At 55.9% G+C, this 22,765-nt stretch carries 21 protein-coding genes and 2 pseudogenes; 9 read left to right on the forward strand and 14 right to left on the reverse strand.

What is annotated here, in order from left to right; translation table 11 throughout:
• Positions 1-2,277: a xanthine dehydrogenase family protein molybdopterin-binding subunit gene (locus ASD52_RS06170; protein WP_057223606.1), complete on the forward strand. Its 2,277-nt coding sequence runs from the start codon at positions 1-3 to the stop codon at positions 2,275-2,277.
• A gap of 6 nt (positions 2,278-2,283) precedes the next feature.
• Here ASD52_RS06170 and ASD52_RS06175 read toward each other — a convergent pair whose 3' ends face one another.
• From ASD52_RS06175 to ASD52_RS39800, 6 genes and pseudogenes are all read right to left on the reverse strand, one after another.
• Entirely contained in the window at positions 2,284-3,381 is a 1,098-nt protein-coding gene (locus tag ASD52_RS06175; RefSeq protein WP_057223608.1) for an ROK family protein, read from the reverse strand.
• Between the two features lie 127 nt (positions 3,382-3,508).
• On the reverse strand, positions 3,509-4,537 hold the full coding sequence (locus ASD52_RS06180; RefSeq protein ID WP_057223610.1) for a substrate-binding domain-containing protein: 1,029 nt from the start codon (positions 4,535-4,537) through the stop codon (positions 3,509-3,511).
• Between the two features lie 575 nt (positions 4,538-5,112).
• Complete coding sequence (locus ASD52_RS36955) at positions 5,113-5,307, reverse strand: hypothetical protein (protein WP_082571740.1); 195 nt, start codon at positions 5,305-5,307, stop codon at positions 5,113-5,115.
• 111 nt (positions 5,308-5,418) lie between these two features.
• A complete protein-coding gene (locus tag ASD52_RS06190; RefSeq protein WP_057223614.1) occupies positions 5,419-5,688 on the reverse strand; it encodes a DUF982 domain-containing protein in 270 nt (89 codons plus the stop codon).
• The gene (locus ASD52_RS06195; protein ID WP_057223616.1) at positions 5,685-6,149 is read right to left on the reverse strand and encodes a CBS domain-containing protein; all 465 of its coding nucleotides are present in this window, start codon (positions 6,147-6,149) and stop codon (positions 5,685-5,687) included. Before ASD52_RS06195 ends, ASD52_RS06190 begins: the two co-directional genes overlap by 4 nt.
• 904 nt (positions 6,150-7,053) lie before the next feature.
• Positions 7,054-7,194 (reverse strand): annotated as a pseudogene (locus tag ASD52_RS39800) (DUF2934 domain-containing protein); the annotation flags it as partial.
• A 354-nt stretch (positions 7,195-7,548) separates the two neighbouring features.
• Between ASD52_RS39800 and ASD52_RS06215 the strand changes: the two are divergent.
• From ASD52_RS06215 to ASD52_RS06235, 5 genes are all read left to right on the forward strand, one after another.
• Positions 7,549-7,842 (forward strand): BON domain-containing protein, encoded by a 294-nt coding sequence (locus ASD52_RS06215; protein ID WP_156612927.1) that lies wholly within the window; start codon positions 7,549-7,551, stop codon positions 7,840-7,842.
• A 95-nt stretch (positions 7,843-7,937) separates the two neighbouring features.
• The gene (locus tag ASD52_RS36960; RefSeq protein ID WP_244497431.1) at positions 7,938-8,648 is read left to right on the forward strand and encodes a UdgX family uracil-DNA binding protein; all 711 of its coding nucleotides are present in this window, start codon (positions 7,938-7,940) and stop codon (positions 8,646-8,648) included.
• Entirely contained in the window at positions 8,635-8,826 is a 192-nt protein-coding gene (locus tag ASD52_RS39805) for a hypothetical protein (protein WP_082571742.1), read from the forward strand. The genes ASD52_RS36960 and ASD52_RS39805 overlap by 14 nt, the downstream gene beginning before the upstream one ends.
• A gap of 285 nt (positions 8,827-9,111) precedes the next feature.
• Positions 9,112-9,711 carry a hypothetical protein gene (locus tag ASD52_RS06225; RefSeq protein ID WP_057223702.1) on the forward strand — a complete coding sequence of 200 codons (600 nt, stop codon included), beginning with the start codon at positions 9,112-9,114 and terminating at the stop codon, positions 9,709-9,711.
• Between the two features lie 817 nt (positions 9,712-10,528).
• Complete coding sequence (locus tag ASD52_RS06235; protein WP_057205594.1) at positions 10,529-10,783, forward strand: hypothetical protein; 255 nt, start codon at positions 10,529-10,531, stop codon at positions 10,781-10,783.
• A 142-nt stretch (positions 10,784-10,925) separates the two neighbouring features.
• On the opposite strand, the gene ASD52_RS06240 is transcribed toward ASD52_RS06235, so the two are convergent.
• From ASD52_RS06240 to otsA, 6 genes are all read right to left on the reverse strand, one after another.
• Positions 10,926-11,639, reverse strand: coding sequence for an endonuclease/exonuclease/phosphatase family protein (locus ASD52_RS06240; protein ID WP_082571743.1), 714 nt, complete (start codon positions 11,637-11,639; stop codon positions 10,926-10,928).
• Between the two features lie 114 nt (positions 11,640-11,753).
• Positions 11,754-12,809, reverse strand: a complete 1,056-nt coding sequence (locus tag ASD52_RS06245) for an AI-2E family transporter (protein ID WP_057223630.1) — start codon at positions 12,807-12,809, stop codon at positions 11,754-11,756.
• 279 nt (positions 12,810-13,088) lie between these two features.
• The gene (locus ASD52_RS06250) at positions 13,089-13,466 is read right to left on the reverse strand and encodes a response regulator (protein WP_057223632.1); all 378 of its coding nucleotides are present in this window, start codon (positions 13,464-13,466) and stop codon (positions 13,089-13,091) included.
• Between the two features lie 414 nt (positions 13,467-13,880).
• Positions 13,881-14,522: a peroxiredoxin-like family protein gene (locus ASD52_RS06255; RefSeq protein WP_057223634.1), complete on the reverse strand. Its 642-nt coding sequence runs from the start codon at positions 14,520-14,522 to the stop codon at positions 13,881-13,883.
• A gap of 193 nt (positions 14,523-14,715) precedes the next feature.
• Positions 14,716-15,510: a trehalose-phosphatase gene (gene otsB, locus ASD52_RS06260; protein WP_057223636.1), complete on the reverse strand. Its 795-nt coding sequence runs from the start codon at positions 15,508-15,510 to the stop codon at positions 14,716-14,718.
• A 109-nt stretch (positions 15,511-15,619) separates the two neighbouring features.
• Positions 15,620-16,996, reverse strand: coding sequence for an alpha,alpha-trehalose-phosphate synthase (UDP-forming) (gene otsA, locus ASD52_RS06265; RefSeq protein WP_057223638.1), 1,377 nt, complete (start codon positions 16,994-16,996; stop codon positions 15,620-15,622).
• Positions 16,997-17,148: 152 nt separating this feature from the next.
• Here otsA and ASD52_RS06270 point away from each other — a divergent pair, with 152 nt between their 5' ends.
• The 3 genes from ASD52_RS06270 to ASD52_RS06285 all read left to right on the forward strand — a co-directional run bounded on the left by ASD52_RS06270 (position 17,149) and on the right by ASD52_RS06285 (position 19,706).
• Complete coding sequence (locus ASD52_RS06270; protein WP_057223640.1) at positions 17,149-17,649, forward strand: PTS sugar transporter subunit IIA; 501 nt, start codon at positions 17,149-17,151, stop codon at positions 17,647-17,649.
• Positions 17,650-18,130: 481 nt separating this feature from the next.
• Entirely contained in the window at positions 18,131-18,910 is a 780-nt protein-coding gene (locus ASD52_RS06280; protein ID WP_107027306.1) for an SDR family NAD(P)-dependent oxidoreductase, read from the forward strand.
• 280 nt (positions 18,911-19,190) lie between these two features.
• Positions 19,191-19,706 carry a sigma-70 family RNA polymerase sigma factor gene (locus ASD52_RS06285; protein WP_057223645.1) on the forward strand — a complete coding sequence of 172 codons (516 nt, stop codon included), beginning with the start codon at positions 19,191-19,193 and terminating at the stop codon, positions 19,704-19,706.
• Positions 19,707-19,920: 214 nt separating this feature from the next.
• Here ASD52_RS06285 and ASD52_RS39810 read toward each other — a convergent pair.
• Together ASD52_RS39810 and glgX are read right to left on the reverse strand one after the other, a co-directional pair.
• A pseudogene (locus tag ASD52_RS39810) lies at positions 19,921-20,028 on the reverse strand (DUF2934 domain-containing protein); the annotation flags it as partial.
• A 117-nt stretch (positions 20,029-20,145) separates the two neighbouring features.
• Positions 20,146-22,230: a glycogen debranching protein GlgX gene (gene glgX / locus ASD52_RS06290; RefSeq protein ID WP_057223647.1), complete on the reverse strand. Its 2,085-nt coding sequence runs from the start codon at positions 22,228-22,230 to the stop codon at positions 20,146-20,148.
• Positions 22,231-22,765: the final 535 nt, after the last annotated feature.

A 22,765-nucleotide genomic window follows, 5' to 3' on the forward strand; every position in this document is an offset into this window, starting at 1 on the left:
ATGCTACGCGAAAACAAAGCGGTCGGCGCGCCACATTCACGCGTGGATGGCCCGTTAAAGGTAACCGGTCAGGCGCGGTATGCCGCGGAATATTTTGACACAGGCTTGCTGTTTGGATGCGTGGTGTCCGCCAATATTGCAACGGGTAAGATTGCCTCGATCGACATAGACCATGCGGCCTGCATGCCCGGCGTCGTGAAGGTCTTCACGCACGAAAACCGCCCGGCGGTCGCTTACCGAAATAGCAAGTGGAAGGATCAGGTCGCTCTGCCCGGTCATCCCTTCCGCCCGCTAGAAAATGACCGCATACTTTTCGACGGTCAGCCCGTGGCACTTGTGGTTGCCGACAGCTACGAGGCGGCACGAGATGCAGCGAGCTGTGTGCGGGTACACTATCTGCCCAACCGTCCGCAAACTGATCTTGAGCGCAATCTCGACGAAAGCTACGTGCCGCCGGTGCCCCGCTCTGAGCAATCTATGCCGCCGCCGCCTCGCGGCGATGCGCACGCTGCCTTCGCAGCCGCGCCATACAAGATTTCCGCCGAGTACCGGATGGATGGTGAACATCACAATCCGATGGAACTGTTCGCCACGACAGTGATACGAAATGGCAACGGCGATTTGACCGTGTATGACAAAACCCAGGGCTCGCAGAACTCCCACGAGTACATTTGCAATGTATTCGGGTTAGCGTCCGAAAAATTAACGGTGAAGAACAGTTTCGTAGGAGGTGCTTTCGGGCAGGGATTGCGGCCGAAGTACCAACTCTTTTTGGCTGTGATGGCGAGCCTTGATCTGAAACGATCGATCAAGGTCGAGATGAGCCGCCGCGAGATGTTTTACCTGACTTGGCGGCCCTCTAGTTTCCAACAGGTCTCCCTTGCAGCCGATGGAAATGGAAACCTGATATCGGTCATGCACCACGCCGTCCATTCGACGTCCCGTCATGAAGATTACCAGGAAAACGTCGCTAATTGGTCCGGCCTCGCCTACCATTGCGAAAACGTCAAGATTACGTATGAAATCGTCAAGCTCGACGTTTCTACTCCAGGCGATATGCGCGCGCCCGGGGCGGCAACAGGTATAACGGCCCTTGAGGTGGCAATTGACGAACTCGCTTTCGCCACAGGAACTGACCCATTGGATTTCCGCATCCGCAATTTCGCCCATCGGGACCAGAACCAAGACAAGGAAATCACCTCCAAGGCGTTGATGGCTTGTTACCATGAAGGCGCTTCACGCTTCGGATGGTCAGGGCGTTCGGCAGAACCGCGCTCGATGCGCGAGGGAAATGACCTTGTGGGTTGGGGAATGGCAACGGGCTTATGGGAAGCTAAAATGTCGCCAGCTGAAGCCAAAGTGCGGGTTTCTTCTGATGGCAAGGTCTACGTCTCGGCTGCCGCTTCCGATATCGGGACCGGCACCTATACGATCCTCGGCCAGATTGCCGCTGATTGCTTCGATGTTCCAATTGACAACGTCACCGTTCAGATCGGGGACTCTTCTCTTCCTAAGACGGCCGTCGAAGGCGGATCCTACACAGCTGCATCATCTGGTACTGCCGTCCAGGCAGCATCAAAGCGTGTCATTGAAACTCTCCTCAAGCATGCGCATGTCATGTCTGGCACGCCGCTAAAACACGCCGCAGCCAAGGAAGTCGAAATTGCCGAGGGTCGCCTCGTTCTCAAGACCAATCACCAGCTCGGTCTGGCTTTGTCCGACATCATGAGCTTTGTCGGCGTCTCGGCCATCGAAGAACTTGGAGTAGCCGGGCCAGACAAGAAACTCGCCAAGACATTTGCTGCCTACACCCATTCAGCCGTGTTTGCCGAGGTCAAGGTGGATGCTGATCTCGGCGTTGTTCGCGTCACGCGAGTTGTCAGCGCCATTGCCGCGGGCCGCATCCTTAATCCCAAGACCGCTCGAAGCCAGATTCTGGGCGGCATTGTGATGGGAATTGGCATGGCGTTGCATGAAAAGGGGATGATCGACCACCGCATCGGCCGGATCGTCAACCATAACTTGGCCGAGTATCACGTGCCCACAAATGCCGATATCGACGGGCTTGAGGTGATTTTTGTCGAGGAGGATGACAACAAGGTGAGCCCCATCGGAGCAAAAGGACTGGGCGAGATCGGCATTATCGGTGTTGCCGCTGCCGTTTCAAATGCGATATCTCACGCAACAGGGACTCGTTTCCGCGACTTTCCCATTACTATCGACAAGTTACTAATGAGCGGCACGTCGAGCGATAACGGGCCTCGGCATCACCTCTGATGGAACCTAGGCCACTTTATTGAGTTCAGGCTTCGTGGAGAAATGCGCGTTGCCCAAGCCTGTTCCAATCGTCAATACGCCCCAGCTTTGTGCATCATCGAGAAAGGGAAGCTGCGACAACCCTTGTACGACGGCGTCATTGTGCATGACGAAAAAACTGTCTTGGTCTCCAATCTTCGGTACCGCACGTCGCAAGACCTCGGGCAGGTTGAAGCTTTCGCTCTCCCAGTTGCCTCCCGGCAGATTTTGCGCACCGCGGGTAATCGAGCCCGTTTCTTCGATGATCCCGGGACAGGCGATGCCGACTGCTGGAGCGAGATCGAGCTTTTTCTTTCGCGCATGTTCCACCATATGCCTGAGCATCGCGGCGACCTTTTCAACGCACGTGGTCCGGTTCGGCTCATCGTCGGCGTGCCGCCATACGTGCGATTTGCCAACCTTCGCATGAGCAAAGTTCTTAGCCTTTTGTGTGTTCAGTTCGACGACACCAACCCGAATATTGGTTCCACCGATGTCCACAGCGAGTATCGCTTGGTGCCCTTTGAGCATCCAATGAGGTAAAAGGTGCACGCTTCCGATCAGCCCCGCGTCGTCGGGATGATGACGAATTATATTGAGCTCCATTGCTGAACCTTGCTTCCTCAGGATCATCTGGGCTCGCTTTATACTCAACGCCCCGGCTTGGCTGGAAACGAAGCCGCCCCCCACCACCACCTTCTGTGTACCGCTCCAGCTTTTCTCCGCCAGGTACCGCAGCAAGACTGACACGAGCTCATGGGCGAACTCCTCGATCGCACTCCACACTGTCACCGCCGCCGCCGGCTTTCCGTCAGTCAGGAAACGATCGATCGTCCTTTTCGAGAGCATTTCCGTTTGCTTGCGTCCCAGAGGGTCGGGGGCGTTGTCGGATGCGATCTTGCGCCAGCGTGCGATCATCTCCTTGAATGCTTCCTTGTTGGCTCTGTCGCCAATGAAGCCGTTCTTGTCTTTGATTTCAAAATTATACTCATCGACACGAACCCGGGGGAGATCCCCTGCCCCATGCGCAATGTGCTTGCCCTTGCTTCGTTCCATTTCCGCCCGTGCCCTGGTCGCTTTTGCCATGAATTTCGTCCCGCCATTTAACTACCATCCAAACGCGGGTTCCGCGTTGAGGTTCCTTGGGCCGCGGCAGTTCCTGAGTGACGCTCGATTTCCGCCAGTGTCCCGACGGATTGCCTCTCGCGATTGGCTAATGACTCCGCCGGCCGTGATGGCGAGCCGTTGATTGGCCCTGCACGAAGTTGGCCGGCCACAGTTCGTGGATCTCGTTTGCTGGTCGTCCGGCAAGAAGTTCGAGGATTAACTCGCCTGCACGCATGCCGGCTCGGTGCAGGGATGAACGCGTCGCACTCAACGTAGGTGACATATGTTCGGCGCGCAGATATGCGAGTCTGTCGTCATGAGCCACGACCGAAACGTCTCTACCCACTATAAGGCCGCAAGCTTTTGCGGCGCGATAGACGCCAAGTGCGCTGGTTGTAGACCCTGTAACAACGGCCGTGGGGCGCGGGTGCTGTTCAAAAAAGGACCGCCCCACGACAAATCCGTTCTCATCGGTCAGGTCGCCATTCGCTACAATTTCAGTATCGTATGGCAGCGCCCGTTCGGCGAGTGCTTCCCGATATCCTCGGTGGCGTTGCGAACTAAAAGCGAGTTCTTGTGGGCCGTTTATCAGGGCGATACGTTGATGCGCGAGATCCAGCAGATGTTCCGTGGCGAGTTTCGCCAACCCTACGCTGTCGATATCGAACCAAGCGTGATCTGAGCACTCCGGCAATTGGCCGTAGGTCAGGAAGGGAACGCGCTGCTCGAGGAGCGAAGTGATCCGCGCGTCACCCGCCAATGGACTGCTCAATATCACTGCGTCTACGCGTCCGCCTTTCGCCAACCTGTCGCACATTTCTATATCGGAATCCTGGGAACCGGATGCCACAGGGGCTATCAGCATTTCGCACTCCCGGGCGACAAGGGCCCGTCCCACTCCCGTTATGAATTCTGCGGTCTGGTAGGCCAGCGAACGGTCAAAGATGATGCCTATAGCGCCTGCTTTACCGGTTGCAAGGCGGACGGCCGTGCTGTTGGGACGATAACCAAACCGGCTAGCCTCTTTCAAAACGCGCTGGCGCGTTTTCTCGCGCACCTCTGGATAGCCGGCGAGCGCACGGCTGACAGTCGTTGGGGATAGGCCCAACTTCTCAGCAAAATCCTTCAATCTCATCTATCGTCCTAAGCTCCGCATAGATGGGAAACCATTTTCCATCCAATTAGATCCCTGGGGCTGCGGGAACTTTAAAAGTGAGTGGAGCAAGGGATGCTGATCGCCGCGAAGAGTTACGTAACGTCCTGGACGTTTGTCTGGGAATCCCTGGTGACGGGCCTTTTATATTAGGAAGATGTTGTTAGCGGTGGAGGGCGCTGGAACGAACACGATTACTCGTACGTTGTGTGTGAGCAATGATCGAGGATGGTCATGACCGAAGGCACCAAAAAGGAGTTCGACGTGATTGGATTGCTTCCGTCGCTGAGGCAGTTCGCCAGTACACTCGAGATGGATCCGCAACGGTCAAAGCTTCTGGTCGAGCGTACGTTACGTCGAGCCGTCTCCGAACTTAAATCCTATCGCATCGGCATGGACCTTCGTCGGTGGCTCTTCAGATTAATGCTTGAGACCGCCGAACTACGGGCTTCTCATGGGAAGATAGCTTTACCAGCCCGGCGCGATCGATCACGACAAAGTCTTATGTCCTGACGTACGGCGGGCAGGATCGTGCACTAAGCAGCTGAGAGTGAAGCTCAGACCTTTTTTGTTTTCATAGCGTCCGAAAGCTTGGTCCGATCGGGATCGCTGAGATTTTCACCAACAGCATCACGATCACTGTCCGGATCATCAACTGCCGGAAGGTAGCCGCGGGGGCGGGTCTGTCTTGGCCCTTCCCACCGCGGCGACTGATCGGTGGTGCCAGGTTTACCATCACGTGGCGTTTTCATTTTCTTTTCCTTTGTTTGAGTTCATAACAAGTCGACTTGCGTCTCCACATCCCGCCACTCGGCCCACCTGAGGTGAGGCCAACGACCTGGCCCAGCGAGCACTGTCTGCTACTACGACCCAGACCAACTGTTGACGGCAATGCGAGCTTCGCGCGCGGCCTCAATAAACGCACGACGGGCGTCATCGGGCGAACGCGAGCTGTGTTCTCCCATATGGCATATTGCCAAAGCCGCCTGTCGGGCCGGCCCGTCGTCGTGATGCCAGTGGTTCCGCAAGATGAGATATGCATCGCGAGTGCTCTGTACGCGAAATATCCGATCACCATCCGCCAGGAAGATCTCTTCATCCCAAAGTCGATCGACACCCAATTCTTCTCTCATGCTTCGACCTCCATGACTGCGAACTGGGCGGGCTCGGTCGATCTGCTCAGGATCATGCCCGCAACTTCCGGATGAACACGTGCGATGTCTGATAGCGAAAGAACCCCGACCGCCTCATGGCGATCATTCACAACGACAAGACGGCGGATCTTGCGTTCTGCCATCTTTTGCGCCGCATTCAATATGCTATCCTCAGGAGTGCAGGTTTCTGGCGAGACGACCATAAATTCGCGCACCGCACGAGTAGGGGGCGTGCCTTCGGCAAGCACCGACACAACGATATCTCGATCGGTAAGAACGCCAATGATGGCGCCGACACCGGGGACTTCCACCGGAAGTATTCCGACACCCGTTGCCGCCATCAAACGGGCGGCGGACTGGGCACTATCATTGGGTGAGATCGTAAAGGGCGTCGGTGTCATAAGTGAACCCACATTTGTAATCTGCTCAGAGCTTGCCATCGATCAAGCTCCTGCCATTGATCGATGCCGGCACCGCGATTTCGTCAGCGGGTGATTTTGGCAAAGGAAGATCGACGCGGTCCGGTGGCACGACTTGCGCATCGTGGATCTTGTTCTTGCCATGTGTGGGCGGCCCGAAATATTCGGGCTTCGGTGGGCGCGGCGGAAGACGTTTGAAGCGGAGGCGCATAATGGGTCCCTTTCAGTTGATTGTCAAAACTCAACTCAATCCGCTGGTAATTGTTCCGATTTTTGCTGGTCACGGTCCTCACCAAAACGTGCCTCGACTGCGTGTAATATCGCTTGGAGCTCCTCACTGAGGGTATTACTCGGCACGACGCCTGGATCTTCCTCATGATCCTTCACGACCAAATCGTCCTCCACCTGTCCTAGAAGGCTTTGCCATTCCTAGGGGCGAGCTTGGCGAAGAATGCCCAGTAGTCCAATCAGCAGCTCTCTGTGCGCTGCCAGTTGAAATTCCAGCTTGTTCATCTCTGGCTCCATTCGTTGCTCCACTCTGCACTCGAACTCACCTGGCCTGCTTGGTTCCCAGGTGCGATAGAGACCGTCAGGAAACTGATCTCGCATGTGGAGCTCATGGACGCTCATGCTCGACTTCACAACGGCCCGTGTCCGAGCGTGTTCCGTCCATATCGAGTTTGAGGTTCACCCACATGGTCCGAGACAGGTTGGCGTTGTTTCGCAATACTGAGATATCTCATGGCAATATGGCGGCTCACGACCGCCATCGGGCGGAGCCGGCATTGCTGGCTATTTTCGCGATGCCTCTTCTTCGCCTTTACAAAGATGGTTTGCGATCATCACCTGTATCGCGCGCTTCATCTTGGGTGGGGTCGGATGGCAAGGTTTGATTCCGGTTCGTCTCTCTCAGCATAGGCACCTCGTCGGGGCCTATCTCTCGGGCTGCCTGTTCCCAATGACGTCTCTCCTGTCCCTCGGGGCGTCCTTCATTCTCCCATATCGCATAGGCTCGGCGCCGTATTATTTCGTCCCTGTCGTTCATGGCCTGATCTCCGTATTTCATGTCAACTACGGAGCTGCTAACCGGCCAGTCGACCATTTGTTCCGGTTTGATGACGCCGATTGTGGGAACACATAATCGGCTCGGCGGTTTTTCCAACGGTGGTCGCAAGGAGAAATGACATGCCAAAACATCGGAGCACGGCTGATGACTACTCCGCACGCCCCCGAGGAGCGGACTACGAGAACTCGATTTATGGGACCATTCCCGAGGAAAGGGGTTCTCTAAGAGAAATCCCCGAGAGGAACAATACCTGTCCTACAATCGCGCAAGAACGTTTGACGGAACCGGATTTTCCAGCGCGAATGACGCCCCTGCGGTCGGGGATTGTCACCCTCGGTCCCGGAGCCATGGGCGGTGAGACAGGAATCACCGCTTGGCCCATTTCAGGGAATGGGGCCCAAAGCCTACCCGCGAAGTGACTGCAGCATCGAAGAGGTTGTCAAGGATCGGCTGACCCTCGCTGGAACCCTCGATGCAACGGAAATCGAAGTCAACGTTTACTCAGGCGAAGTCGTGCTTTCCGGTACCGTCAACAGCAAGTCGGCACGGCGTCAAGCGGAAGAAATCGCGGAGGGCGTGCGCAGCGTCAGCCATGTACGGAACAATTTGCGAGTGGACCTTAAACAGGGCCACTTAAACGAGACATGAAGCAAAGCAGGAGCCGACCAGCCGCAGGGAAATTGAGACGACAACGCCTGCCGTCGGACGCTTCGTCTCACCCAAACAGCACACGGACAGAGACATTGGATAAAGCAGATCCCAAACCGCGATTGGGCCCCGCGCTGGCAGGCGAACACGCTGAGGCGAAGACGCTAAGCAAGTTGGAAGCACAGGCGCAAGTCTGTCAACGCTGTGATCTTTACAGGCACGCGACCCAGCTCGTTTTCGGCGAAGGACCGCGGTTCGCACGCCTGATGTTTATCGGGGAGCAGCCTGGCGACCAGGAGGATCTTTCTGGACGCCCATTCATCGGACCGGCGGGAAAGTTGTTTGCTGAGTGCTTGGTTGAGGCTGGCATCGATCGGGCGGAGTGTTATGTGACCAACGCTGTTAAACACTTCAAGTTCGAGCAGCGCGGCAAACGTCGGCTTCATTCGCGTCCGAATGCCGGTGAGATCCAGCGATGCTCTTGGTGGCTCGGCGCTGAACTTGATCTCGTCTCTCCCCAGGTCGTCGTCGCGTTGGGCGCGACTGCGGCCCACGCTCTTCTCGGCCCATCTGTTAAGGTGACGCGGGACCGTGGGCATGCGTTTGCGAGCGATCGCCCGTTCAAGGCGCTTGTGACCGTGCACCCGTCCTTTCTCCTGCGCATTCCGGATCGACGGAGAGCCGAAGAGGAACGCCAACATTTCGTTGCCGACCTCGTTACTGCCAGCCTGGCTATAGAGGCGACGGGACGGGTTGAATCGTCGAGTGAGATTCGACCGGGAAGGAGCGATCATGGCTACACCTAAACCGCCAAACCCTGACGAGCAGCCTCCGATGCCCGCGCCGACCTGGATTCCCAGGCCGATCGAAGAACCGGAACCGGATGAATTGCCGGACGAGAAGCGGAATCCCAACCCAGATGAGGTGAGTGACCCCCCCAAATATCTATCCGGCCATGGCAGCGGCTGTAAAGCCACGTCCTGAGGGAACCAAACGTAAATTCCCGAGTTTTGGAGGTCGCAGACGACTGTGGAGGAGCAATCAAGCGAAAGCGCATTATTCATGGTGTTGTCATTCTGGTCCTTCCAACCTGGCAAACCGCGCTCTGCAAAAAGTGAAACGTCGGCAGTAACCGTCCGAACAAACCTGAACGCACCTGGGCCCCCGCGCCAACTCAATGCGGCTCCGGCAAAGGAGCATATGAATGGAGACGGAAATAAGGACTGTCATCTGTGGTGGTGCCTTGATGACACGAAAAAGGAGCCTCACATGCGGACTGTAAGTGGACTTTTTGATAATCATGATGACGCGCGGAACGCCGTTGCGCAGTTGGAAGCGGTGGGCGTGCCTTCATCCGACATTAGTCTCATCGCCAACAACGCTGATAACCGCTACTCCGATAGCGATACGAATGCTGCCGAGGGCGCCGGTGCCGGTGCGAGTCTTGGTGCCGCAGGAGGCGGAGCGGTTGGGCTTCTAACGGGCCTAGGATTGATGGCAATACCAGGTGTTGGCCCTGTGGTGGCGGCGGGTTGGTTGGCATCAACCGCAGCAGGAGCTGCCGCGGGCGCGGTGGCCGGAGGAGCTGTCGGAGGCATGATCGGAGCGATGACCAATTCCGGGGTAAACGAAAGCGACGCTCACGTTTATGCCGAGGGTGTGCGCCGTGGTGGTAGCGTTGTCACAGCGCGCGTTGATGAAGGGCTGGTAGCGGACGCTGAGGCAATACTGCGCGCCAATTCGGTCGATCCCGTTGGAAGGCGGCAGGCATATGCAGAAGCCGGTTGGCAGCGGTTTGATGACCGAGCCGCGCCTTACAGCGCAAGTGAAATCGAAGAAGAACGCCGGCGCTACACCCGCATCCCTTGATGAATGCGCACGTTGATCTAGCCCATTCAGGCTCCTCAAGGCGCCCGTGATCGGGGGCACGGAGCGAGAGGGCGGCAAAACCCGAATCTGTGAAAATTGTCGTCGACATCCTTTCGGTGCCAATGGCCGCAGGGCGCTCTTTCTCCTTGCTGGTGCACACGAACCGCAGAGCCCGCAGAGTGTCTTCGAGGCCAGTGAGAAACCCGACAACATTTCTGAACATTTGGCTGCGGGTCGGCTGGCAGCGCTCGTGTCAGTTGATGCTCCCTACCCAGCAGATCTCGTGATTTGCCCCCGGCCACGCTGCCTCGGTGGACTCTGTTATTTGTCACCGGCCAGATCCGCCTCCCGCGCAGCCTTGAAAAATGCGATTCGCGAGAGATAAGCAGGAGCATGACCCGAAAGGACCTCTTCGCATGCGGTTAGCGCTGAGGTGTACGCAGGGCCTGTTGCCGCAGCCGGCGGCCAGCGCTGCAAAAGGATTTCCTTTGCCTGACGAGCGTTGCCGACAACCTCTACACGGTCGGCATCGGGCAACCTGATCACGATTGATTCATTCCATGCTCCTGGGTGCGGTGACATGCTGCTCCTCAAACGGTTGGTGATTGTTGGCTAGAACTGTCCGTCACCTGCCAAAACATCGCAATCGCGGTCCTGTTCCGCATCGATCAAAAAAGATTGCTTCAGGCAGTTCGAAGGATCCGGCTGCACGTTCCGCACCCGATCATCACGACGATGTGTTTAGCTTTACGGAACGTTGTTGGCGGTTCCCAGTTTGGCAAGGTGTTCAAGGCATTTTTTTAATCAGGAGTTCATCATGCTCAGGAAACTTTTAGTGGGAGCGTTTTTATGCGTTCTCGTGGCGCCTTCTGCTTTTGCTCAGTCCGATATCACCTGTAACCAGGCGGCCATGACGAAGCTTGAGACAGACGTGAAGGCCATCACCGATGAGATGAAAAAGGACTACGCCAACAAGGAGTTGGCGATGGCGAAGCAAGCCCTTGCATCGAATGACGCTGACAAATGCAAGACCCACATGTCGAACGCAATGAAGGGAAATGACCCGATGTGATCGTTCCAAATCACTGTGCGCAAGCAGTGCGGATCGCGCCACAGATCGCGATCCGACGGCAGCAGTGAGATATCTTTGACAATGCGATTATATAATTGATGGTCGTTGTCAAAACGGATCAACCGACCACCCATCTCAAGAGTTAGTTCAAGTTGAAGCGTGCAAAGATCGGGAGATGGTCAGACGCGCGTCTTGCTGGAGGCGCAGTGATCACCTCAAGCGATAGGAGCTCAAGTGCGCCAGAGTGCATGACATGATCGAGCCGCAACAGAGGATAGAGCGACGGGAAAGTTGCCAACGAACGACGCGACCCGGTCTGGGCAACGAGGACCTCCTTGAGGCGTTGCAATTCGCGCGAACCGGGGAGCGCATTCAGATCGCCAACAAAGACCGTCGGGTTGTCTCGACAACGCTGATTACCCAGCCAGTCAGGTCCCAGCAATTCCATGGTCTGTGCGAGACGTTCCCTCCGTCTGAGGCCGAAATGGGTATTTAAAACGTTCAGTCGGGAATCGCCAAAACGGACCTCCACCCACAATGCGCCGCGAGGTTCACCAATCGACGGCAAGGGCCCTGCACGCACCAGCTCCGAGGGGTGTGCTGTCATTATGGCATCTCCATATTGCTCTTCTTCCAAATGTAGGGCCGGATGGAAGTGCGATTTCATCCGAAGATGTTCGGCTATAGCTTCTGCCTGATCGATGGTCTGCGTACGCGCGCGGCCCACATCCAGCTCCTGGAGGGCAATCACGTCAGGATCGCAAGCGGCAATCACCTCTACGACGCGCTTGATGTCCAGTCGGCGATCCGTGCCGATGCAACTGTGAACGTTATATGTCAGAACAGAAAATTCCATGCGGGAGATCCGATGTGGTTGGTCATTGAGAATGAAACAGGCGCAAGCGGGTTGGCGCCGTCCTTATGGTCGTCTCCTGAAGAGAGCTTGCGTGAGGTCGCCGTCACACAAGAACTACAACTTCGGTGTCTTTGCTTGCGCCTCCTCCGTGAAGATATCCCACGCGGATATGAACAGGGCGGCTATCAAAGGACCGATAACAAATCCATTGGCGCCAAGCACGGATAGGCCCCCCAGCGTTGAAAGCAGCACCACATAATCCGGCATTCTGGTCTCCTTGCCGACAAGCCGGGGACGCAACAGATTGTCCACCAGCCCGATTACCAGGAGGCCGACTGCGACGAGCACAACGGCTTTCAACCAGAGTCCGATCAAACCGAGGTAGATGGCCGCCGGTACCCATATAAGGGAGGTGCCCAGTATTGGGATTAACGAGACAAAGAACATTACGACAGACCAAAGCAAGGCTGGTTCGAGGCCCAGCAGCCGGAAGGCCAGTCCCCCGATGATGGCTTGAACCAGCGCTATGACGAGGGTCCCACGCACCGTTGCGCGCACAACTGAAGTGAACTTGACAGAAAACTGGCGCGTATTCTCCTCGCTAAGCGGAACGACGCGGCGAATGGCTCCGACCAGATCGCGACCATCACGGAAGAAGAAGAACAACAGATAGAGCATAAGGCTCGCCGAGACCAGGAACCCAAAAGTCCCCTGCCCGAAGCTCAAGGCTCTTTCGGCGAAGAAACTCCCACCTTCCATCAGGCCCGAGGATAATGACGCGTTCAGCTCGTCGAAGCTCTTAAACTCAAAGCCTTGAAACCACCTGCCGACGGATGCAGGAAGAGCATCCTCGATTTTGCGCGCAATGGGTTCGAGATCGATCGCACCGCTTTGTATCCGAGTGTAGAGTTTGCCACCTTCCCTAAACAGCGAAACGATGACAGCCAGTCCGGGAACGACGACCAGGCAGACACAGATACTAAGGCTGATTGCTGCCGCCGCGTTTGAGCGTGGACCGAGCATGCGGGCAACGCGGCTGTGTAAGGGATGGAACATGATCGCCAACACAACTGCCCAAAGAATCGCCGAATAGAATGGAGCCACAATGGCAGCGAAAGCCACCGTCACCAGGGCGAGAAGCAGATAGAAAAAGAAGCGGTGTTTGGTCATCAACGCCTTTCCACTGTGCGGACCTCGAAAAACTGGCCCGTTTGCGCCGAACTTCTCGAGCCATCAGGTGAAACGCGTGTGAGGGAAGATCGTTGCCCGACACCGTAGCCAACCTTCGTCCTTCGGTTGAGGTTTTATCGTGTTAGGCCGCCACTTGAACGCAGCAACGCGACCCCCTCGCCGATGCTATCCGTGAGCAATTCCGCGATCGAGCTACTAATCGAATTCGGTGTCTGCCGGGTTGTTTTCCGGTTTGCCGTGGAAGACTTGCCTGACGGTTTAAGGCGACGCTGAAATCTGGAGCATCAAGTGCAATGTTGATACAAGCTCATCTTCCGCGACAGGTTTTTGAAGCCGTAACATCGCGGAAAATTCGGATGGTATGATCTGGTGATCATAACCTGTAAGGAAAAAGAACGGGACTGCTCGCTCCTTGAGCCACCTGGCAATTTCGAAACAGGGGCCTTTGCCCATGTTGATGTCAACTACGGCCCCCGAAATCTGACTGGTGGCGATTTGTTCCAGGCAAGAATTGACTGAAGGAAAAGGGCCAACCACTATCGCGCCGGTTCGTCTGATGATGCGGGAAATTTCATCTGCCTGAAGATAGTCGTCCTCGGCTACAAGGATGCGATATCCGGTCAGTTCCGTCGTCATCTTTAGGCCCTAGTTTCACCCCCAGTTTGTTTCAAAGCACTCGATACCCCACTTTTTTAACGAAGTACGCGCCAAAAAGTTCACATACGGACTTTGCGGATCTTGATGCCTGCGGCGCTCCTCCCCTACCGGCTACTGGGTGCGAATTGCGTTGGGAACACTGATGCGAGTAATCCGCGACAATGCTCAGCGCGGCTATTTTTCAGGGATCCCCGCCCGCGGAGTGGGTGGGAATTCAGACACTCAACCGAACCATAGCTTCGGTGGTCACGAATAATTCGGACACGTAGCTCGGAAATGTTTGGCGGCAATAGCGGGGATGCTGACAAGGCCCGGAAGAAAAAGCTGCCCAGATTCATTGCCCTCTTCGAAGAAGAGCAGGCGCGCTTTCACTGCAAGTTCAGGACGCGGAGCCTAATGGGCCACCTGGGAAGCTGCCGACATCAATTCCTCGGGATTGGGCGCGCTGAATGTTTGGAGGCCACCCTTCAGAACTTCAGTGAAGCTCCAGCGTATGATGCCCTCCCGATCAATCAGGAACTGACCGACAAGTTGCCCCTGGTCGGAAGTCATCATCTGCTGATCGGCTGCGGTAATTTCATATCCTTCCCTCTTATTGATAAACTCGTCCATTGCCATCACGTCCATTGGCTCAGGCAACTCGCCCGGGAGGTCGATCCGTATCGCCATGACCGTGTCCATTCCGACTTCACGCAAGCCGAAAGCATGGTGCGAAGCCCGCACCGGGTCGGACGCTGCAAGAACTTCGGGAATCGGATGGTAACGGAAATAGAGTCGGGCGCGTTCGACCGGGGTGTTTACGACCGCTAGAGTTTGAACGCCCTTTTCACGCAGGGCCGGGTTAAGTTGTGCCATCGCTGCGACATGGCGCCGGCAGAACGGACAGTGCAAACCTCGAAACAAACCAATCAATAATGGATTACGGCCTCGAAAATCTTCGAGCGCGATCTTGCCGTCGCCCGAGATCGCATCGAGCACAACATTCGGCGCCCGGTCACCCGGCTGCAGCGGGCCGTCGACGCTGCTCATGGGCATAGACAACCTCCTCGCGCGGCTCAGTCAGAAAAGGCAGCGGCACTCGCGCGGTCTCAAAACTTCCCGCCCAAGGCTTTGCAATCGGATCATAGCACGGAAAGTGCCTCTGCGGTTCGCCGATTTTGCTTCCGAAGCTTTCTGCCATCAAAGAAATGATCAGTTTCTGTTTGCTTTGTCACCCTGCCGGCGGCGGTCAGCTATTCTCTATGGCAAAAGCTAAATAATCGCGCAGATCTTGCGGCGACTGGATCGTACCGCGTGCGCATGAAACAGCTGATCGGCGCCCGATTCGGATCGAGTAACCACCCATCGCGTTAGCTGTCGCAAACATCGTTTCATCCGTGAGGTCGTCACCGATTGCAAGTGGCCGCCTGCCACGAAATGGAGGATTGGCCATGAAGCGCTCAAGAGCATCGGCCTTGGAAGCCCCAGCAGGGCGTAGTTCGCACACCTTTTTTCCCATTTGCAAGGTCCAGTCTGGCCCTGCTTTCTTAGCATAGCGCCTCATTAACGCTTCGACTTCCTGCTCAAAACTCGGCGCAAGCCTATAATGGAGGGCGACCGCGGCACCCTTGTCCTCGACAAGGACATCCGGCATGTTTTGCGCTTCAGCCAGTAGGTTCCCCTTCAGTATGGCGAAAGCTGTCGGCGCCTCTACAAGGAGGAGATGACCATCAGTACCGCGCATTTCACCGCCATGTAATCCGGCGATGGGGAACTCAAAAGGTTGAAAAATCTCATCCGCATACAGGAGCGCGCGTCCCGTCACAATCGCAAGCGCGCCATCCATTCGGGTAGAGAGATGGTGCAGGTTCTCGGGAAGCTCCGCGGGAACGTGAATTGCATCGGGCGTTGGTGCCAAATCGAGCAATGTCCCGTCGATGTCCAAAAAGAGCGCCCAAGCAAGCGGGTTTTCAACCAGGTCGCGCAGAGCGGCATCCAGTGCAGGTGTCTTGCGTGCGAACGGCTTGCTGTCGTCGGTGGTCATCGGCTGCTAGATTTCTCCGTCTAAGGCCCCCACGAATGCCCAGTACATGCTTCCGTTCAAAATAGCGCGTAGCGGTCTTCATGAGCAGGCGCGTCTCTTTGGTCGGTGTTTATTGCAAGGGCGGCCCCTCCAGGTCGTCCAAAAACCATTCGCACCAATGCTGGACGTCATGTTCCAGCAGATGGTCGTACATAGATCTCCATCTTTCCCGCTTCTCTTCAAGCGACATCGTCAAAGCTGTCGAGAGAGCCTGGGCTATCCCCTCCACGTCGTAGGGATTGACCTTGATCGCGCCATCGAGTTCCCTCGCCGCGCCGGCGAATGCAGAGAGTACCAAGACTCCTGGATCGTCCTCGCTTTGGGCGGCCACATATTCCTTTGCCACCAAGTTCATGCCGTCTCGCAAAGGCGTAACGAGGCCTACTTTCGACAAGCGATAAAGTCCGGACAAAAGATTATGCGGCACGGAACGATTGATGTACCTGATGGGAACCCAGTCGAGCGTACCTAGCTCACCATTCACCCGCCCAGCCTGTTCGGCAACCACGCGCTGCATCGCTTCATATTCAGGGACTTCGGAGCGTGATTTGGGCGTGATTTGTAGGTAGGTGACTTTTCCTTGCATGTGCTTTTCAGAGCGAATGAAACGTTCAAAAGCATCGATCCGCTGCGTTATACCCTTTGAATAGTCAAGACGGTCGGCGCCGACGATAAGATCTCTGCCCCTGAGGCTCTCGGCTGCTTTGCGCAGGGGCCGGCTGGTCGCGGATTGTGCAGCAAGCGTGCTGAAGCGAGCTGTGTCAATTCCGATGGGATACGCCCCTACCCTGAGTGATTTGCCTTCCGTCGTGGTGATTATCCCGCCTACGTGTCTGGCGAGGCCACTCCTATGCAAACAACCCAAAAAATTCTCCACGTCGTACTTTGTCTGAAAACCGACCACATCGTAGGAGCAGAGGCTTTTCAGGATTTCTGCGTGAACAGGCATGGCGAAAAAGACGTCGGGAGGCGGCCAGGGAATATGAAGGAAAAAACCGAGACGGTTGCGAAGCCCGGCCCTTCGCAACTCCGCTGCGAGAGGAATAAGATGGTAATCATGGACCCATACAAGATCCCCTTCCTGTACCAGGGAGGCTAGACGCTCGGCGAAAAATCGGTTGACGCGGAAATAGCCGCTCATCTCTTTGCGCTCATACTCCGCGAGGTCGAGTCGATAATGGCAGATCGGCCAAAGCACTCGATTGGCAAAGCCTTGATAATATTCTTCCAGGTCTTTCTGAGTAAGATCAGTCAATGCGTAGGTGATTTTTCCCACAGTGCTGATTGCCAACGGTGCGGGGGACTTGTCGTCCGTTTGCTGACCTGACCAACCCATCCAGAGACCTCCCCGCTGCGCCAAGGCTGCGCTCAATGCGATAGCGAGTCCGCCAGCTGATGATGGTTGAGCGAGAGTAACGCGGTTGGAAACGACGATAAGACGGTTCATTGGCAGGGGGGCTTCCGTTTGTTCATGGTGACGGTGGAACGAAGAAGCGAGTTCGAATGTTCCAACCCACTTGGGCCATGCGGTAGGAACAAGCGCCTGTGTGGCGAATTGTACTGGCGGAAACGGACAACTGCCTACGCGTGGAGATAGCCATGAAGGAGAGTTTGTTTTTCTCACTTGACGAAATCATGGTGGGCTTGGTGGCAGCCAACGTTGAGACCGTCCTCGAGGCTGGTGCTATCGCCTTGGGGGCAGCGGCCGGGATGCCGTCCAAAGGCATCTACGCACGCCTGCGTGAAAGTGAGCAGCTCGGCTCTACTGCCACTGGAGCAGGCTTCGCACTGCCTCATGCATTTATGACAACGCTACATGAGCCCATGAAGCTTCTGGTGGTGCTTCGCGAGCCTGTGCTTTTCGACCCATATAACCCACTCACAGCAGTCGATATCGTTGTGATGATGATCTGGCCCGCATTCCGTCAGCAGGGCTTCCTTCCCTCAGTCGCACGCCATTCGAGAATCTTCGCCAATAATAAGCTTTTGGAGCGTCTCCGCTCCGCGCGGAATGAGGCGGATGTCATCGCTGCACTCGCCGGTCACAAGCGGGGTACTCCCGCCATGCGCTCCGGCGTCGCGAGAGACCTGATAAGTTAAATTAACATCGCTTTCTAACTTAGGCCAAAGAAAGACAAAATAGCGATGACCACAACAACGAGGCCTACGAGATAGATGATTTGGTTCATGTCACACTCCTTCGTTTTCATAACAAAACAGCCAGAAAGCCAAACTGTTCCCGAATGTTGCGCCATGCGCGTATCCGCGCTTGCCACGACGAGCCTGGCCCCGGTCTCGTCGATGCGGAAGCTTCTTCCTTTAAAATATACGTCGGTCTCGCCAAGCAATTTTTGACAAACTCGGAACAGGCCTGCGTGGGCGCTGTTGGAAGCCTGTAGCCAGTATAAATTGGATGACCGCTTCGAATGCACGTACATCTGGCCAAGCCATATGCTCTACACAGTGCAGGTTATCTTCGGCGACCTACGCCGTTGCGAGCCCTCTTTTGTTCGCATTGGCCATTCACGTCGTGGGGCGCTGAAACACGCCTGCTCAACGCCTTCAACAGAAAGATATCAATATGTCGCATTTTTGCGTAGCGCTTGTTACCGGCGCCGGCTCGGGTATCGGCAAAGCAGTCGCGGAGCGGCTTGCCCGCGAGAACGTCACCGTTGGTGTTCTGGGACGCAGCGAGAGTGAACTAAGGGAGACGTTCAACAAGATTGTAGCTGATGGCGGCAAGGCGATTGTGCTGGTGGCCGATATATCAGATGAAAAACAGATGAGAAGAGCGGTTCAGCAACTGGTTGATGAAACCGGGCGCCTCGATATCGTTGTTGCCAATGCCGGCATAAACGGCGTTTGGGCCCCGATCGACGACCTGCAACCTTCCGAGTGGGATCAGACCATCGCCGTCAATCTGCGCGGCACCTATCTTACGCTGCATCTGACCGTGCCGCATCTCAAAGGATGCGGAGGCGGATCGATCGTTGTCGTCTCGTCGATCAACGGCACTCGTACCTTCACGACTCCGGGTGCTACGGCCTATACTGCAACCAAGGCTGCTCAGGTGGCGATGGTGCAGCAACTCGCCTTGGAATTGGGAAAGCACGGCATCAGGATAAATGCCGTATGCCCTGGTGCGATTGCAACCAAGATAGAAGACAACACCAGCCTGCGTGGTGAGAAGGAAACCGTAATTCCAGTGAACTGGCCGGAGGGCGATGTCCCGATAACCGGCGGAGACCCCGGAAGGCCTGACGATGTCGCCGAGGTGGTCTGGTTCTTAGCCTCCCGTGGTTCCCGGCACGTGACCGGAAGCCCCATCTGGGTAGATGGGGGCCAGGGTTTACTGCGCTGATTACGAAGGCTTGGAAGCCGCGGCGCATTCGCGCAGGGCCCGTGCGCAGCTTAGAGAATCCTTGCGGTATCTCACTACCTCAAACAATCCGCGCTCGCCATGATGCAAATCCCATTTGCTTAAAGACAGGGAGGGCCATCGGCCCGAGATGGTTTAACTAGAAAACAAAGATCGAAAAATCGGCCCAAGACCCGGGATTTGAAGTTTGGGTCGGAACTTTGTTTAGCCGAGAGCATTCCACAGATTGATCTCACGTCTGGCTAGATGAAAGGCGTCGTTCATGTCCACGGTACCCTCCGGCCAACATCAGGTTACAATCCAAGATCAGGTCGTCGATCTTATCCCGGCTCTACGCGCTTTTGCGCGCACATTTGTTTCTGCCAGCCACGAGGGCGATGATCTTGTACAGGAAACTCTGTTTCGTGCGTTGCGCAGCATTGATCGCTTCGAGGAGGGAACTAATCTGAAATCATGGCTCTTCACGATCATGCACAATGTTTTCCGTACGCAATATAAGGTGCGTAAACGCGAGGCCCCTGGGGTGGTCGATTGTGCGGAGATGCCCATCCCCATAGCAGCGCCGCAGGACTGGCACGTGCTGAACAAGGATCTTCGCAAAGCGCTCCAGTCCCTGTCCCCTGAACACCGAGATGTCATAATACTCGTAGCTGGCTATGGTTTAAGTTATAAGGAAGCGGCGGATATTTGTGATTGTGCCATCGGAACAATCAAGAGCCGCCTAAACAGGGCCCGCGATGAGCTAGCCCACGAGATGCAAGGCAACCCGCTGCATTGAAGCGGGTTGCCTCATCGAAAAGCCAGCGGCCAGATCTTGACTTGGAGCCGCCTAAACCATCTCACTTTTGTATGGGTCCCACGCGACCTCGACGATGTTTCGAAGGGCTCGTGCCTGCTGTCTTGGGCACGCGGGAGTCTTCGTACCCGCCAAGCGCGCCGGTGGATCCCTCGGTCTCGATAAAACTATCCCGGGTTTCTTCTTCTGACGAAAATTGCCGACTTGCTTCTTCCCAGTGCCTGGTTTCCTGCCCGTCCGGTCGCCCTTCTTCTTCCCAGATCTGGTAGGCTCGCTGTCTGATGCGTTCGTCCCTGTCATTCATCTAACTCGATCTCCGGCTTCGAATGTTAGCGCAGCGGCAGAACAGGCAGTGCTTCCTTCTTGAGCTGCCAAAATCTAACGCAGGACGCTGGCGGCCGAGAACCGACAGCTTGTGAAATCACGCATCCGCAGCGATTTCTTCAGACAGAAAGACGACGGCGGTCTGACCCGCTACTGTTTCGACGGCGTTTGGTGCTGGACTAACTGCGCCTTCGCCTGCACTGTCAAATATACACTTCCATGCCGAATGAGCAGGCTTGGGAAGGGCGAAGTCGCAGGGTGCGCCTGCGTTGAGGACAAGCAGGATTTGAGTGCCCGCTAAGGTTCCCGTACCCGTCAGCAAAACACCGAGAGTTTTCCGTTCACCGTCCTGCCAATCACTATCGTTCATGTTCTGACCGTCGGCGCGAAGCCACGTGACCGCAGTTCCATGCTCGTCAGTGAGGTCGCCCGTAGGAAAACGATCGTGCCGCAGGAGCGGGTACGATTTTCTCAAATTAATTGCAGCGCAGCAAAATTCGAAAAACTCGGGTTTCATGCTGCTCCAGTCTATCCATCCAATCTCATTGTCCTGGCAATAGCTATTATTGTTGCCGCCTTGAGTGTTGCTCAACTCATCGCCGCCAAGCACCATCGGCACGCCTTGGCTAAACAAGAGCGTCGCCATCATTGCTCGCCGCCGTCGATTGCGTGCAGCTAGAATATTCCCGTCTTCCGTTTCCCCCTCAACACCAAGGTTGTCTGAGTGGTTATTGGAATGCCCGTCCTGATTGCCTTCGCCATTCGCATCATTGTGCTTCTCGCGGTACGACACGACGTCACAAAGCGTAAACCCGTCATGGGCAGTGATGAAGTTCACGGAGGATGTTGCGGCTCTGCCCGAGTGATCGAATTGCCTGGGCGAACCAACAAGCCGCTCGGAGAGGGCCGGCAGCATTCCGTTGTCTTGTTTCCAGAATCGTCGGACATCATCCCTGAAGCGATCGTTCCACTCGCGGAAGGGGTGCGGGAATCCCCCGAGTTGATACCCGCCCTCACCGATGTCCCAAGGCTCGGCTACGAGCTTGACGCCCGCCAGAACTGGGTCTTGTCGTATTGCATCAAAGAATCCCCCCTCCTGGTCGAACTCGTATCCCTCCCTTCCAAGAGTGCTCGCTAAATCAAACCGAAATCCATCCACATGCATGGCGGTAACCCAGTATCGCAGGCTGTCGAGAACCATGCGCAGGACCATGGGATGAGCGACATTGAGAGCATTTCCAGTTCCTGTGGTGTCGTACGTATGACGCATTTTTTCGGGCGACTGCAAGTAGTAGCTCAGGTTGTCGATGCCACGGAATGACAGGGTCGGGCCCCGCTCCGAGCCCTCCCCGGTATGATTGAAGACCACGTCCATAATCACCTCGATACCGGCGGAGTGAAAGGCTCTGACCATGGCCTTGAATTCCCGAATGGACCCGTTCGATTGATATCGTGGCTCCGGCGCGAAGTATCCAAGAGGTTGATATCCCCAGTAATTGGACAGCCTCTTTTCAAGCAGATGCCTGTCGTCGACAAAATGCTGAACGGGCAGAAGTTCGATTGCTGAAACACCCAGTTTCTCCAGATGCTCAAGTATGGCCGGATGCGCGATTGCTTCAAACGTGCCCCGGACGTCGTCAGGCACGCCGGGATGTGTCATCGTTAATCCACGTACGTGGGCTTCGTAGATGATGGTGTCATTCCAGGGGCGACGTATCGCCTCTTCTCCCGACCAGTCGAATTCCGGATCCTGGACTATCGCCTTGGCCATATAGGGAGCGCTGTCTCGCTCATCGAACGACAAATCAATTTCTTTGTGGCCGATTGTGTAGCCGTACAATGCATCATCCCACCGAATGTCACCGAATATCTGTTTGGCATAGGGATCGAGTAGAAGTTTGTTAGCGTTGAAGCGATGGCCCCGCCTTGGATCATAAGGACCATGAACGCGATAGCCGTAAATCGTTCCCGGCCCGATGCCTTCCACATACCCCGACCAGATGTCCCCTTCGCGGTCGGGAAGGGGCATGCGAGTGACTTCCTCTTTGCCGTCGGACGAAAATAGGCAAAGCTCCACCTTCTCGGCGTGGGCGGAAAACAGCGCAAAGTGGGTCCCGCGCCCGGTGTACTCAGCCCCAAGCTCGGGCTTTAAAAAGTCAAGCTTCGAGAATGTAAGGTCCATGAGAGCTCCCGAATTTGATGAGCTAAGCGTCGATCGGCAGGATAGCTGGCCAGGCTCGAACGCGCCGACTGAAGTTTTGTTCCCCTAGCGCTCCGACGTCGAGGAACCTTGCCCAATGTGGCAATGAGGAGAGCTATAATGTTTTTTGATTATTTTACGGGACCGTATCCCTAAGCGAGGGGGCGGCCATCGTATCGCATAGTATGGAACTTTTACTGCTGTGGGCACCGCATGAACAGCGCACGCCCGTTATTGGTTGTCCAGCTATCGCTGGGATGGACTTGGTTTCGATGCGGTTGAGCATATCGTAGATCGCCGAAAACCTTCGTTCCTTAACGAGCTCACGTCTTCGCTGGGTGCCCCAGGCAAGCTTTCGGCAACGACGCGGCGCTGTGGTGCCTACCACGGCGCCCCACAGATTCTGCTCGCGGCCTCACCGCAGCCAAACTGGTAACTGCGAGCAATCAAGAAACTGCTCATTCTTGGTCTTGTAGCCCAGGGCCTCCCAGGCGAATTTCTGAGCTGCCCGCCTTGC

The organism is Ensifer sp. Root142 (assembly GCF_001426785.1).
In the GTDB taxonomy this organism is placed as follows: Bacteria; Pseudomonadota; Alphaproteobacteria; order Rhizobiales; family Rhizobiaceae; genus Ensifer; species Ensifer canadensis.

Bases quoted from the DNA above. Each gene is read 5' to 3' on its own strand.
- ASD52_RS06170 (WP_057223606.1), top strand. From the start codon at position 1: ATGCTACGCGAAAACAAAGCGGTCGGCGCGCCACATTCACGCGTGGAT.
- ASD52_RS06175 (WP_057223608.1), bottom strand. From the start codon at position 3,381: ATGGCAAAAGCGACCAGGGCACGGGCGGAAATGGAACGAAGCAAGGGC.
- ASD52_RS06180 (WP_057223610.1), bottom strand. From the start codon at position 4,537: ATGAGATTGAAGGATTTTGCTGAGAAGTTGGGCCTATCCCCAACGACT.
- ASD52_RS36955 (WP_082571740.1), bottom strand. From the start codon at position 5,307: ATGAAAACGCCACGTGATGGTAAACCTGGCACCACCGATCAGTCGCCG.
- ASD52_RS06190 (WP_057223614.1), bottom strand. From the start codon at position 5,688: ATGAGAGAAGAATTGGGTGTCGATCGACTTTGGGATGAAGAGATCTTC.
- ASD52_RS06195 (WP_057223616.1), bottom strand. From the start codon at position 6,149: ATGGCAAGCTCTGAGCAGATTACAAATGTGGGTTCACTTATGACACCG.
- ASD52_RS39805 (WP_082571742.1), top strand. From the start codon at position 8,635: ATGGCTACACCTAAACCGCCAAACCCTGACGAGCAGCCTCCGATGCCC.
- ASD52_RS06225 (WP_057223702.1), top strand. From the start codon at position 9,112: ATGCGGACTGTAAGTGGACTTTTTGATAATCATGATGACGCGCGGAAC.
- ASD52_RS06235 (WP_057205594.1), top strand. From the start codon at position 10,529: ATGCTCAGGAAACTTTTAGTGGGAGCGTTTTTATGCGTTCTCGTGGCG.
- ASD52_RS06240 (WP_082571743.1), bottom strand. From the start codon at position 11,639: ATGGAATTTTCTGTTCTGACATATAACGTTCACAGTTGCATCGGCACG.
- ASD52_RS06245 (WP_057223630.1), bottom strand. From the start codon at position 12,809: ATGACCAAACACCGCTTCTTTTTCTATCTGCTTCTCGCCCTGGTGACG.
- ASD52_RS06250 (WP_057223632.1), bottom strand. From the start codon at position 13,466: ATGACGACGGAACTGACCGGATATCGCATCCTTGTAGCCGAGGACGAC.
- ASD52_RS06255 (WP_057223634.1), bottom strand. From the start codon at position 14,522: ATGCCCATGAGCAGCGTCGACGGCCCGCTGCAGCCGGGTGACCGGGCG.
- otsB (WP_057223636.1), bottom strand. From the start codon at position 15,510: ATGACCACCGACGACAGCAAGCCGTTCGCACGCAAGACACCTGCACTG.
- otsA (WP_057223638.1), bottom strand. From the start codon at position 16,996: ATGAACCGTCTTATCGTCGTTTCCAACCGCGTTACTCTCGCTCAACCA.
- ASD52_RS06270 (WP_057223640.1), top strand. From the start codon at position 17,149: ATGAAGGAGAGTTTGTTTTTCTCACTTGACGAAATCATGGTGGGCTTG.
- ASD52_RS06280 (WP_107027306.1), top strand. From the start codon at position 18,131: ATGTCGCATTTTTGCGTAGCGCTTGTTACCGGCGCCGGCTCGGGTATC.
- ASD52_RS06285 (WP_057223645.1), top strand. From the start codon at position 19,191: ATGTCCACGGTACCCTCCGGCCAACATCAGGTTACAATCCAAGATCAG.
- glgX (WP_057223647.1), bottom strand. From the start codon at position 22,230: ATGGACCTTACATTCTCGAAGCTTGACTTTTTAAAGCCCGAGCTTGGG.